The sequence below is a fragment of the Streptococcus mitis SK564 genome (genome assembly GCF_000148525.1).
Lineage (GTDB): Bacteria > Bacillota > Bacilli > Lactobacillales > Streptococcaceae > Streptococcus > Streptococcus mitis_H.
The window spans coordinates 36,080-48,476 of sequence record NZ_AEDU01000022.1; the positions used below are offsets into that span (position 1 = coordinate 36,080).

Here is a 12,397-nt window from a genome sequence, read left to right on the forward strand (position 1 = left end):
ATGTAAAAGTCATGTAGATTTAGCTCTTGGTGCTACACAAATAAAAATTAGGTATATAAAATGACATACGAAGTAAAATCTCTTAATGAAGAATGTGGTGTTTTCGGTATTTGGGGACATCCAGATGCTGCTAAATTGACCTATTTTGGTCTCCATAGTCTTCAGCACCGTGGTCAAGAGGGGGCAGGAATCCTCTCCAATGACCAAGGGAAACTAAAGCGCCATCGTGACATGGGGCTTTTATCAGAAGTCTTCAGAAATCCAGCTAATTTGGATAAATTGACGGGAACTGGTGCGATTGGGCATGTGCGTTACGCGACTGCTGGCGAAGCTTCTGTAGATAATATCCAGCCCTTCCTCTTCCGTTTTCACGATATGAAGTTTGGCTTGGCTCATAATGGAAACTTGACTAATGCGGCCTCTCTCAAGAAAGAATTGGAAGATAGAGGAGCGATTTTCAGCGCGACTTCGGACTCGGAAATCTTGGCTCACCTCATTCGTCGGAGTCACAATCCGAACTTGATGGGAAAAATCAAGGAAGCGCTCAGCCTTGTCAAAGGTGGCTTTGCTTATATCCTGTTGTTTGAGGACAAGTTGATTGCGGCTCTTGACCCCAATGGTTTTCGTCCTCTTTCTATCGGAAAAATGGCCAACGGAGCGGTGGTGGTTTCCTCTGAAACTTGCGCTTTTGAGGTCATTGGTGCCGAGTGGATTCGTGATTTGAAACCAGGTGAGATTGTGATTATTGATGATAAGGGAATTCAGTATGACAGCTATACAGACGATACCCAGTTGGCGATTTGCTCTATGGAGTATATCTATTTTGCCCGCCCTGATTCTAATATCCACGGTGTCAATGTCCATACGGCACGTAAACGTATGGGTGCCCAATTAGCGCGAGAATTCAAGCATGAGGCGGATATCGTGGTCGGTGTGCCCAATTCTTCCCTCAGCGCAGCCATGGGATTTGCGGAAGAGTCCGGGCTACCAAATGAAATGGGCCTCATCAAGAACCAATACACCCAACGTACCTTTATCCAACCGACTCAAGAATTGCGGGAGCAAGGGGTGCGGATGAAACTATCTGCTGTTTCTGGTGTTGTAAAAGGCAAGCGTGTGGTTATGATTGATGACTCTATTGTACGTGGAACAACCTCTCGTCGTATCGTTCAGCTCTTGAAAGAAGCGGGTGCGACTGAAGTTCACGTTGCCATTGGTAGTCCAGCGCTAGCTTATCCATGTTTCTATGGGATTGATATCCAGACTCGTCAGGAACTGATTGCGGCCAATCATACGGTTGAAGAAACGCGCCAAATCATTGGAGCTGACAGCCTGACTTACCTCTCTGTTGAAGGTTTGATTGATTCGATTGGGATTGAAACAGATGCACCAAATGGTGGTCTCTGTGTCGCTTACTTTGACGGTGACTATCCAACACCTCTCTACGATTATGAAGAAGACTATCGTCGAAGTTTGGAAGAAAAGACCAGTTTTTACAAATAGATGGCAGATCTTCCGTTAAAGAAAAGGAATATAAAAATGACAAATAAGAATGCTTATGCCCAGTCTGGCGTGGATGTTGAAGCGGGTTATGAAGTTGTTGAACGGATTAAAAAGCACGTGGCTCGTACGGAGCGTGCAGGTGTCATGGGAGCGCTGGGCGGTTTTGGTGGTATGTTTGACCTTTCAAAAACAGGTGTTAAAGAACCTGTCTTGATTTCAGGGACTGATGGTGTCGGAACCAAGCTCATGTTGGCTATCAAGTATGACAAGCACGATACCATCGGTCAGGACTGTGTGGCCATGTGTGTCAATGATATCATCGCTGCAGGTGCGGAGCCCCTCTATTTCCTTGACTACGTCGCAACTGGCAAGAATGAACCAGCTAAGCTAGAACAAGTGGTGGCTGGAGTCGCTGAAGGTTGTGTGCAGGCAGGCGCAGCCCTCATCGGTGGGGAAACGGCTGAAATGCCTGGTATGTATGGCGCAGATGATTACGATCTAGCTGGTTTTGCGGTCGGTGTGGCTGAAAAATCTCAAATCATAGACGGTTCAAAAGTGTCTGAAGGAGATGTCCTTCTCGGACTTGCTTCGAGTGGGATTCACTCAAATGGGTATTCACTTGTGCGTCGTGTATTTGCCGATTACACAGGTGAGGAAGTCCTTCCAGAATTGGAAGGCAAGCAACTCAAGGACGTTCTTCTTGAGCCGACTCGTATCTATGTCAAGGCTGTTTTGCCACTCATCAAGGAAGAGTTGGTCAACGGCATTGCCCACATCACTGGTGGTGGCTTTATCGAAAATGTCCCTCGTATGTTTGCAGATGACCTAGCTGCTGAAATTGATGAAAACAAAGTTCCAGTGCTTCCGATTTTCAAAGCTCTTGAGAAATACGGTCAGATCAAACACGAAGAAATGTTTGAAATCTTCAATATGGGTGTGGGACTTATGCTAGCAGTTAGCCCTGAAAATGTAAGTCGTGTCAAGGAATTGTTGGATGAACCAGTCTATGAAATTGGTCGTATCGTCAAGAAAGAAAACGAAAGTGTCATCATCAAATGAAAAAAATAGCGGTTTTTGCCTCTGGTAATGGCTCAAATTTTCAGGTGATTGCTGAAGAATTTCCAGTGGAGTTTGTCTTTTCAGACCATCGTGACGCCTATGTGCTCGAGCGTGCAGACAAGCTCGGCGTTCTGTCCTATGCTTTTGAACTCAAGGAGTTTGAGAGCAAGGCAGACTACGAAGCAGCACTTGTTGAGCTATTAGAAGAGCACCAGATTGACTTGGTTTGTCTAGCAGGCTACATGAAAATCGTTGGGCCAACCTTATTGGCGGCTTATGAAGGTCGAATCATCAATATCCATCCAGCTTACTTGCCAGAATTTCCAGGAGCTCATGGGATTGAGGATGCTTGGAATGCTGGCGTCGCTGAGAGTGGTGTGACCATTCACTGGGTGGACTCTGGAGTGGATACAGGAAAGGTCATCAAACAAGTACGTGTACTGCGACTAGCTGATGATACGATTGAAAGTTTTGAAAATCGGATTCATGCCACCGAGTATCAGCTCTATCCTCAAGTGTTGGAGAGTTTAGGGGTGGGTAGAAGATAAGAAGTAAATCAAGTTTTGATTTTGCAATATTGCTAGGAGAAAAAATGATTGAGATAAAATTAGTAGATGAGAGCAGTTTTCAGGCAGTGCTGGATTTGAAAATATCTGAAGCTGATGAACGAGCACGTTTCGTGTCTCCAAATGTACGCTCTTTAGCTGACGCATGGCTCTACCGAGAGAATGGGGATGTGTTTCCAATGGCAATTTATTGGAATGAGCTTGTAGTTGGTTTTCTCCTGTTGGAAATAGATAAGGATGAAGCGGAATACTTTATCTGGCGGATAATGATTGGCCAGCAGTACCAAGGAAGAGGTTATGGACGAAAAGCCGTGGAATTTCTGATCAAAAAGGCTCAGATGGATAGCACTTGCAATCATATTATCGCAGATTATGTGGTTGGAAATGAAAAAATGAAGCACCTGTTGACTAGTTTGGGTTTTCAGGAAACAGGATTTATAGAAGAAAATAATGAAGTCGCTATGCGCTTGGACCTAAAGAAAGAGGAATAGAATGACGAAAAAAGCTTTAATCAGTATCTCAAACAAAGAGGGTATTGTTGAATTTGCCTAAGAACTTAAAAAAAACTCGGTTGGGACATCATCTCAACAGGTAGAACCAAGGTTGCCCTTGATAATGCTGGGGTGAGCACCATTGCCATTGATGATTCATATGATATCTTTGATTCAAAATTGGAGTCAGTGATTGTTGAAGACGGCTTCAAACGGAGGTATTTATAATGTTAGAATCTAAAAAAACAACTCGATATGTATTTTATGTCTATCTGATGTTATTAACTTGGGGAATCTTATTTAAGTTTGAGACCAATCCTGAATTTATAGCATTTTTCTTAGCTCCAAGGTACATCAATTGGATTCCATTTTCAGAACCACTAATAGTAGACGGAAAAATTGTTTTTGCTGAAATGTTATTTAATCTGATTTCCTTTATTCCATTAGGTGTTTGTTTCCCTCTGATAAAAACTAATTTATCTAATTTAAAAATAGTCGGGACAGGTTTTTTGATTAGTTTATTGTTTGAGTGCTTACAGTATATTTTAGCAATAGGTATAACAGATATAACGGATTTGACTTTAAATACGCTAGGTGTTTGTGTAGGCTTACTGATTTATCAAATTTTTATAAGAGTGTTCAAATCACAGACTAGAAAATGGGTCAATATCTTAGGTATGCTTAGCCTTGGTTTTGCTTATTTTGTTTTACTGTTACTGCATTTAATTGATGTTTAACTAATGATTAAAAAGGAGAATATAATGACTAAACGCGCCTTAATCAGCGTCTCAGACAAAGCGGGCATTGTTGAATTTGCCCAAGAACTTAAAAAACTTGGTTGGGATATTATCTCGACAGGTGGGACAAAGGTTGCCCTTGATAATGCTGGGGTAGATACCATTGCGATTGATGATGTGACCGGTTTTCCAGAAATGATGGACGGTCGTGTCAAGACCCTTCATCCAAATATCCACGGTGGACTCCTCGCTCGTCGTGACTTGGATAGTCACCTGGAAGCGGCCAAAGACAATCAAATCGAGCTCATTGACCTTGTAGTGGTCAATCTCTATCCCTTTAAAGAAACGATTCTCAAACCAGATGTGACTTATGCTGATGCGATGGAGAATATCGATATCGGCGGGCCATCTATGCTTCGTTCAGCAGCGAAGAATCATGCCAGCGTAACAGTTGTTGTAGACCCTGTTGACTATGATGTGGTGCTTAACGAATTGTCAGCCAACGGCGAAACGACTTACGAAACCCGTCAACGTCTGGCAGCTAAGGTTTTCCGTCACACAGCGGCTTATGATGCCTTGATTGCAGAATATTTCACAGCTCAAGTGGGCGAAAGCAAACCTGAAAAGTTAACCTTGACCTATGACCTCAAACAAGCCATGCGCTATGGGGAAAATCCTCAACAGGATGCCGATTTCTACCAAAAAGCTTTGCCAACGGACTATTCAATTGCTTCAGCCGAACAGCTCAATGGGAAAGAATTGTCATTCAACAATATCCGTGACGCTGATGCGGCCATTCGTATCATCCGTGACTTCAAAGACCGTCCAACCGTTGTGGCTCTCAAACATATGAACCCATGTGGAATCGGTCAGGCTGATGACATTGAGACTGCTTGGAACTACGCTTATGAGTCTGACCCAGTGTCTATCTTTGGTGGTATCGTTGTTCTCAACCGTGAGGTGGATGCTGCGACAGCTGAGAAGATGCACGGTGTTTTCCTTGAAATCATCATTGCACCAAGCTATACGGATGAAGCGCTAGCCATTTTGACCAACAAAAAGAAAAACTTGCGCATCCTTGCCTTGCCATTTGATGCTCAAGAGGCTAGCGAGGTGGAAGCAGAATACACAGGTGTAGTTGGTGGACTTCTGGTGCAAAATCAAGATGTGGTCAAGGAAAGCCCAGCCGATTGGCAAGTGGTGACCAAACGCCAACCAACTGAGACAGAAGCGACAGCTCTTGAGTTTGCTTGGAAGGCTATTAAATACGTCAAATCAAACGGAATCATTGTAACCAACGACCACATGACACTGGGTGTTGGTCCAGGTCAGACTAACCGTGTGGCTTCTGTTCGCATCGCTATTGACCAAGCTAAAGACCGTCTGGACGGCGCTGTGCTTGCTTCGGATGCCTTCTTCCCATTTGCGGATAACGTGGAAGAAATCGCCAAAGCAGGTATCAAGGCGATAATCCAGCCGGGTGGGTCCGTCCGTGACCAAGAATCCATCGAAGCAGCGAACAAGTATGGCTTGACTATGGTCTTCACAGGCGTGAGACATTTTAGACATTAAGAACGTGAGGGTGGGCGACAACCCCATTTCAGAAGAAAATGAAGCAAGTTTACACATAACAAAACGCATATTACCAAGGTTCATGTCCTGGTATTATGCGTTTTTTAATTTAAAGACTTTTAGCCCAGTCTCATGTTTTGGATTATATGAGAGGGAGAAGATTAATCATTTAGTAATGTTGAATTATATTCTGCTATAAATAGTAGAAAAGTATTTATTGTCCATAGTTTGTTATCTTTAAACATTTCATTTTGGATGGTTAATAATATTGGATATTCGAAGTCATTAATTGGTTGTAAATTACGATATTCGTATTCAGATAAAATATGTGTTGGACAGGGATAAGTTATAATGCGTTTGTATTTTAAAATTTGTAATTTTACAATTCTCTTAAGTAATCTTTTTATGTAGATATTATAAGAAAATTCACCATTGAAGTAGGTTTCAAAATTTTTATATAGATAACAGTTTAAATTTTCCTTTTTCTTGTCATCTATATTTAATTCATTGCATATTTCTTTTAGAGACTCAGAACTGTAGCAGTTTAATATTTTAGAAACTGTATCGTGTTGCAATATTGCAGAGCTACCTAGAATACTTTCTAATCGTTTTGGAATGATGAAAGGGATTTGGAATAATTTGTAAAGTTCATTATTTTTAACACTTGCTTTATATTCCTTACCCGTCACAATTTTATTTAAATATTTATTTAGAAATTGTAAGTCATTATTGATTTCTAAATCAAAATAAGATTCAACCATTGGGTAATTTATATAGAGTTGGCCATTATTGGTTACATCGCTGAAATATTTTTGTAATCGTTGTATCTTGTATATAGAAAAGTTGGGATCTTGTGCTTCGTAATCAAAAATTAAAAAAATATTTTTATAATTTCTTTTTCTACCGATAGATTCAAATCTTTGAGAATCATATTTATTTAAAACAAAAGGTAAATCCACATCATTGGAGGGAACATCCCATTCCTCTCCATATTCTTCTTGAATTTTCTGGTATAATTGGTAAATATTTGTGCCAAAAATATGTATATTCTCTTCAGTAATACTAAGTTCAGGGAAAACTTCGATAATAAGTTTAAAAAGTTCATTTTTTTCATGATGGCCTTCGACTATGAAAAGGGTTTGACCTCGTGTTACATTATTCATATTCAACAAACTCTCCGCTAATGTACATCTTTTCTAAATTATGCCCCTCTCGTAATTCTCGCTTAGTTGCTTTGTTTAAAGGTGTTATAAATCCTTTTTGAGATAAAATGAACAAGCAGTCGGGTCTAAATAACTCATTAGACATAATATTTGTATCGTGGGTAGTCAAAATGATTTGGGTGTATGGAAATATTTTTTTTAAATGACGTATCAAATTTTCAGAAAGTTCGTAATGATAAAAAGCATCAAATTCGTCGAAAAATAAAAATTTAGGAGGATTACTGACTTTGAAGTGCTCAAAGATATAGAGGATTCTAAAATAGAATTTGGCCAAAGCCAATGTTCCACTAGATGCTTCTCTAAAGAACGGAACATTTTTATTTTTATAAACAAAACAAAGCATATCGTCCCCATCTATTTGTTCTATTGAATCTAAGTGACAGTTTATACCCATGCTATTAAGAAATGCTTCCAGTCCTTTTGCTGTCTCTTTGTGATCAAGTGTACGCTGGAACCAACGATTTATAAAATGTTTCGGGGCTTCATGATTAATAAGCACCATGTTTCGTATAAATGTTCGGAGATATGTGAGAATAGAATCATCTGACTTAGAGGTGTTAGTTATCAGCCATGTTAAAAAAGATCTGTTTTCTCCGTCTAAATCTTGCTTGTCACTTGAAACCTGATCTCGATAATTATCTATTAGTATGTTGAAATCGTTGTTTATGATACCTAGTTTATTGGCTATGTCCTCCACAGCATTATATGATATTGGGTCAGTAGACAAATTTATTTTCCAAACTAATTCGTCATTTATAGATAGTGATTCTGTTTGTATAATCTGATATTCATTTTTTGTATAAATATATTTAATTTCATCGTTATTATGTAAAAATATATAACAAAAAGTAGCAATAGCGTTGTCAGAGTTGTTATTTAAAAAAGATGTTAAATTTTGATCATCAATTAAGGACCTACTGGAAAGATTTTTGGTAATATCAAATAATGCTAAACCTAAATTGGATTTTCCTGTAGCATTTCTACCATAGATAAGTACTTTACTCAAAAAATTATTTGATAAGCAGTCCTCATTAAATTTATAACCTCCGACTTGTGAAAAGTTAATTGAGATTTCATTTTCAAAGTTTTTATAATTCTTTACTGAAAAGTATTTTAGCATTTGTCAATCCTCCTATTAGGATTATTATATCACAAAAAACAATTTCCGTAAAAAAATTACGGCTCTTGAGTTCGCTTGGAAAGCCATCAAGTACGTCAAATCAAACGGTATCATCGTAACCAAAGACCATATGACACTTGGTATTGGTCCAGGTCAAACCAACCGTGTGGCTTCAGTCCGTATTGCCATTGACCAAGCTAAAGACCGTCTTGACGGTGCTGTCCTTGCTTCGGATGCCTTCTTCCCATTTGCCGATAACGTGGAAGAAATCGCTAAAGCAGGTATTAAGGCTATCATCCAGCCAGGTGGATCGGTCCGTGATCAGGAATCCATCGAAGCTGCTGACAAATACGGCTTGACTATGGTCTTCACAGGAGTGAGACATTTTAGACATTAAGAAAATAAAAGGGAAGAAAACAGTTTCTTTCCTTTTTTGCGTAAAAATGCGGAGCAAAACAAGATTAAAACGAACATTTGTGATATAATGTTATTAAATAATTCGCAAAAGAGGTTGAGAAATGAAGCTGTTAGTTGTCGGTTCGGGTGGTCGTGAACATGCGATTGCTAAGAAGTTGCTTGAATCAAAAGACGTTAAAAAGGTCTTTGTAGCTCCTGGGAATGATGGGATGACTCTGGATGGTCTGGAATTGGTAAATACCTCTATTTCCGAACATTCTAAATTGATTGACTTCGCAAAGGCCAACGATATTGCTTGGACCTTTATCGGTCCAGATGATGCCCTTGCTGCTGGTATCGTGGATGATTTTAACCAAGCTGGTCTCAAAGCCTTTGGTCCGACAAGATTGGCGGCAGAGCTAGAGTGGTCCAAGGATTTTGCCAAGGAAATCATGGTCAAATACGGCGTTCCGACAGCAGCCTATTGCACATTCTCAGATTTCGAGGAAGCCAAGGCCTATATCGAAAAGCAGGGTGCGCCTATCGTAGTCAAGGCGGATGGCTTGGCGCTTGGGAAGGGTGTCGTCGTTGCTGAGACAGTTGAGCAAGCGGTCGAAGCAGCTCATGAGATGCTTTTGGACAATAAATTTGGTGACTCAGGTGCGCGTGTAGTTATTGAGGAATTCCTTGAAGGAGAGGAATTTTCACTATTTGCCTTTGTCAATGGCGACAAGTTCTATATCATGCCGACAGCGCAAGACCACAAACGTGCCTATGATGGCGATAAGGGGCCTAACACTGGTGGGATGGGTGCCTATGCGCCAGTTCCACACTTGCCACAGAGTGTGGTTGATACAGCGGTTGACACGATTGTCAAGCCAGTCCTCGAAGGGATGATCAAAGAAGGTCGTCCGTATCTTGGTGTCCTTTACGCAGGGCTTATCTTGACAGCGGACGGTCCTAAGGTTATCGAGTTCAACGCTCGTTTTGGAGATCCTGAAACACAGATTATCTTGCCTCGTTTGACATCTGACTTTGCGCAAAATATTATTGATATTTTGGAAGGTAAAGAACCAGCCATCACTTGGACGGACAAGGGTGTGACTCTGGGTGTGGTTGTCGCATCCAACGGTTACCCGCTAGAATATGAAAAAGGTGTCAAGTTGCCAGCCAAGACAGAAGAAGACACTATCACCTATTATGCAGGGGCTAAGTTTGCGGAAAATAGCAGAGCACTGCTATCAAACGGTGGCCGTGTTTATATGCTGGTTACCACAGCAGCCACCGTCAAAGAAGCTCAAAACATTATCTACAGCGAACTTAACAAACAAAAAACAGAAGGACTCTTCTACCGAACAGATATCGGAAGTAAGGGAGTATGAATATGATTGTAAAATTAAGTATTATAATATCGTTGCTAACAGCCTTAGTTGCGGTATGGAACAGTTGGTTCACAATAAAATCATTTAATGAGACACGTAAATACGATGTCAAAAAAATGAGATATGAAAAATTATACGTCTATTATATGGAGTATATCTCAAGAAAAGAAAAATTAAATTTTTTGTCTTCGACAGATACAATCAACACATTGAATTATATATTTAGTGTTTATGATAATATTAAATTTTTAATGGATAAAGAAATTTCAGATAACCTCAATATTCTTCAAAATAATCTTGAAAAAGAGCGTAATCAATTTTTATCAGATTTTGATAAAATGAAATTGGACGAAAGAAGTAGAAGATTGGATGAGTTGATACAGGCTTCTAAAAGCTTTAACAGGGAATTTAAGAAATATTATCAGCTTCAACTATCAAAAGATTATAATAAATTAGTTTAAAAAGAGAGAAATTAAGAAAATATGAAACCCGTAATTTCCATTATCATGGGCTCAAAATCCGACTGGGCAACCATGCAAAAAACCGCCGAAGTCCTAGACCGCTTCAGCGTTGATTACGAAAAGAAGGTTGTATCTGCCCACCGCACGCCAGACATTATGTTCAAGCATGCAGAAGAAGCCCGTAGCCGTGGCATCAAGGTCATCATCGCAGGTGCAGGTGGCGCAGCTCATTTGCCAGGTATGGTCGCAGCTAAAACAACCCTTCCAGTCATTGGTGTGCCCGTAAAATCGCGTGCCCTTAGTGGTGTGGACTCGCTCTACTCTATCGTCCAGATGCCAGGTGGAGTGCCTGTAGCAACTATGGCTATCGGTGAAGCAGGTGCGACCAACGCTGCCCTCTTTGCCCTTCGTCTCCTATCAGTAGAGGATCAGGCTATCGCGACAGCTTTGGCAGATTTTGCAGAAGAACAAGGAAAAATCGCAGAGGAGTCAACAAATGAGCTCATCTAAAATAATCGGAATTATCGGTGGTGGCCAGCTGGGTCAGATGATGGCCATTTCTGCTATCTACATGGGCCACAAGGTTATCGCGCTGGATCCTGCTACGGATTGCCCAGCCTCTAGCGTGGCGGAGATCATAGTGGCTCCTTATAATGATGTGGATGCTCTTCGTCAGCTGGCAGAGCGCTGTGATGTTCTTACCTATGAATTTGAAAATGTCGACGCTGACGGTTTGGATGCCGTTATCAAGGATGGGCAACTCCCTCAAGGAACAGATCTGCTCCGCATTTCGCAAAATCGTATTTTTGAAAAGGACTTTCTCTCAAATAAGGCACAAGTCACTGTAGCACCTTACAAGGTTGTGAATTCTAGCCAAGACTTGGCAGATATTGACCTATCGAAAAACTATGTCCTTAAGACTGCGACAGGTGGATACGATGGCCATGGACAAAAGGTCATTCGCTCGGCAGAAGACTTGGAAGAAGCCCATGCACTAGCTGACTTAGCCGACTGCGTTTTGGAAGAATTTGTCAACTTTGACCTTGAAATCTCTGTTATCGTTTCTGGAAATGGTCAGGACGTGACGGTTTTCCCAGTTCAGGAAAATATCCACCGTAACAACATCCTATCTAAGACCATTGTGCCTGCTCGCATTTCAGAAAATCTAGCAGAAAAAGCCAAAGCCATGGCAGTGCGAATCGCAGAACAACTGAACTTGTCTGGAACACTTTGTGTGGAAATGTTTGCGACTGCTGATGACATCATTGTTAATGAAATTGCGCCACGTCCACACAATTCTGGTCACTACTCGATTGAAGCCTGTGATTTCTCTCAATTTGATACCCATATCTTGGGCGTTCTCGGAGCACCATTGCCAGCTATCTACCTGCATGCGCCAGCTGTCATGCTCAATGTTCTCGGCCAGCATATCGAGGTCGCTGAAAAATATGTCACAGAAAATCCAAGCGCCCACCTCCACATGTATGGTAAAATAGAAGCAAAGCACAACCGCAAGATGGGACATGTGACATTGTTTAGTGATGTGCCGGATGAGGCTGGGGAATTTGGGAAAGGGATTGATTTTTAGGACAAGTCTATGATTCAAATCATCGTTAACGCATTTGTTGAAAAGGATAAGACTGGAGCAGTCGTTGAAGTCTTGTATGCTAGTAGTGATCACGAAAAGGTAAAGGCTAAATATGAAGAACTAGTTGCACAATACCCTGAAAACTATTTAGCTATCTACGATCTACCGCTGGATACAGATTTGAACACCCTAGATCATTATCCATCTGTATGGGTTGGGAAAGAAGAGTTTGAGTGAGTAAGACAGGATTTAATTACAAGGTTCGTTGTCTTATCCTTTAAAGGTTGCCTAGTCTTGTT

13 protein-coding genes and 2 pseudogenes are annotated in these 12,397 nt (G+C 40.9%); 13 read left to right on the forward strand and 2 right to left on the reverse strand.

What is annotated here, in order from left to right; translation table 11 throughout:
- Positions 1–60 precede the first annotated feature (60 nt).
- From purF to purH, 7 genes and pseudogenes are all read left to right on the forward strand, one after another.
- The gene (purF, locus tag SMSK564_RS09725) at positions 61–1,503 is read left to right on the forward strand and encodes an amidophosphoribosyltransferase (protein ID WP_000220610.1); all 1,443 of its coding nucleotides are present in this window, start codon (positions 61–63) and stop codon (positions 1,501–1,503) included.
- A 36-nt stretch (positions 1,504–1,539) separates the two neighbouring features.
- Positions 1,540–2,562 (forward strand): phosphoribosylformylglycinamidine cyclo-ligase, encoded by a 1,023-nt coding sequence (purM, locus tag SMSK564_RS09730; protein ID WP_000182565.1) that lies wholly within the window; start codon positions 1,540–1,542, stop codon positions 2,560–2,562.
- Positions 2,559–3,110 carry a phosphoribosylglycinamide formyltransferase gene (gene purN / locus SMSK564_RS09735; protein WP_000717487.1) on the forward strand — a complete coding sequence of 184 codons (552 nt, stop codon included), beginning with the start codon at positions 2,559–2,561 and terminating at the stop codon, positions 3,108–3,110. The genes purM and purN overlap by 4 nt, the downstream gene beginning before the upstream one ends.
- Before the next feature lie 44 nt (positions 3,111–3,154).
- A complete protein-coding gene (locus SMSK564_RS09740) occupies positions 3,155–3,619 on the forward strand; it encodes a GNAT family N-acetyltransferase (protein WP_000569798.1) in 465 nt (154 codons plus the stop codon).
- 1 nt (position 3,620) lies between these two features.
- A pseudogene (locus tag SMSK564_RS13745) lies at positions 3,621–3,775 on the forward strand (bifunctional phosphoribosylaminoimidazolecarboxamide formyltransferase/IMP cyclohydrolase); the annotation flags it as partial.
- A gap of 71 nt (positions 3,776–3,846) precedes the next feature.
- Positions 3,847–4,356: a VanZ family protein gene (locus SMSK564_RS09745; RefSeq protein ID WP_000894011.1), complete on the forward strand. Its 510-nt coding sequence runs from the start codon at positions 3,847–3,849 to the stop codon at positions 4,354–4,356.
- A gap of 24 nt (positions 4,357–4,380) precedes the next feature.
- On the forward strand, positions 4,381–5,928 hold the full coding sequence (purH, locus tag SMSK564_RS09750) for a bifunctional phosphoribosylaminoimidazolecarboxamide formyltransferase/IMP cyclohydrolase (protein WP_000166534.1): 1,548 nt from the start codon (positions 4,381–4,383) through the stop codon (positions 5,926–5,928).
- Positions 5,929–6,089: 161 nt separating this feature from the next.
- Here the strand turns inward: purH and SMSK564_RS0102810 are convergent, their stop codons facing one another.
- Together SMSK564_RS0102810 and SMSK564_RS09755 are read right to left on the reverse strand one after the other, a co-directional pair.
- Positions 6,090–7,091 carry a hypothetical protein gene (locus SMSK564_RS0102810; RefSeq protein WP_001067124.1) on the reverse strand — a complete coding sequence of 334 codons (1,002 nt, stop codon included), beginning with the start codon at positions 7,089–7,091 and terminating at the stop codon, positions 6,090–6,092.
- Positions 7,084–8,271, reverse strand: coding sequence for an AAA family ATPase (locus SMSK564_RS09755; RefSeq protein WP_000922354.1), 1,188 nt, complete (start codon positions 8,269–8,271; stop codon positions 7,084–7,086). Before SMSK564_RS09755 ends, SMSK564_RS0102810 begins: the two co-directional genes overlap by 8 nt.
- A 58-nt stretch (positions 8,272–8,329) precedes the next feature.
- Here SMSK564_RS09755 and SMSK564_RS09760 point away from each other — a divergent pair.
- The 6 genes and pseudogenes from SMSK564_RS09760 to SMSK564_RS09785 form a co-directional block, all read left to right on the forward strand.
- Positions 8,330–8,668, forward strand: a pseudogene (locus SMSK564_RS09760) (IMP cyclohydrolase); the annotation flags it as partial.
- A 121-nt stretch (positions 8,669–8,789) separates the two neighbouring features.
- Complete coding sequence (gene purD, locus SMSK564_RS09765) at positions 8,790–10,049, forward strand: phosphoribosylamine--glycine ligase (protein WP_000772238.1); 1,260 nt, start codon at positions 8,790–8,792, stop codon at positions 10,047–10,049.
- Positions 10,050–10,051: 2 nt separating this feature from the next.
- The gene (locus tag SMSK564_RS09770; protein WP_004236913.1) at positions 10,052–10,510 is read left to right on the forward strand and encodes a hypothetical protein; all 459 of its coding nucleotides are present in this window, start codon (positions 10,052–10,054) and stop codon (positions 10,508–10,510) included.
- A 21-nt stretch (positions 10,511–10,531) separates the two neighbouring features.
- Positions 10,532–11,020, forward strand: a complete 489-nt coding sequence (gene purE / locus SMSK564_RS09775) for a 5-(carboxyamino)imidazole ribonucleotide mutase (RefSeq protein ID WP_000805612.1) — start codon at positions 10,532–10,534, stop codon at positions 11,018–11,020.
- Positions 11,007–12,098 (forward strand): 5-(carboxyamino)imidazole ribonucleotide synthase, encoded by a 1,092-nt coding sequence (purK, locus tag SMSK564_RS09780; RefSeq protein WP_000099004.1) that lies wholly within the window; start codon positions 11,007–11,009, stop codon positions 12,096–12,098. The genes purE and purK overlap by 14 nt, the downstream gene beginning before the upstream one ends.
- Positions 12,099–12,107: 9 nt before the next feature.
- Entirely contained in the window at positions 12,108–12,335 is a 228-nt protein-coding gene (locus SMSK564_RS09785; protein ID WP_000614697.1) for a hypothetical protein, read from the forward strand.
- The last annotated feature ends 62 nt before the right edge of the window (positions 12,336–12,397 follow it).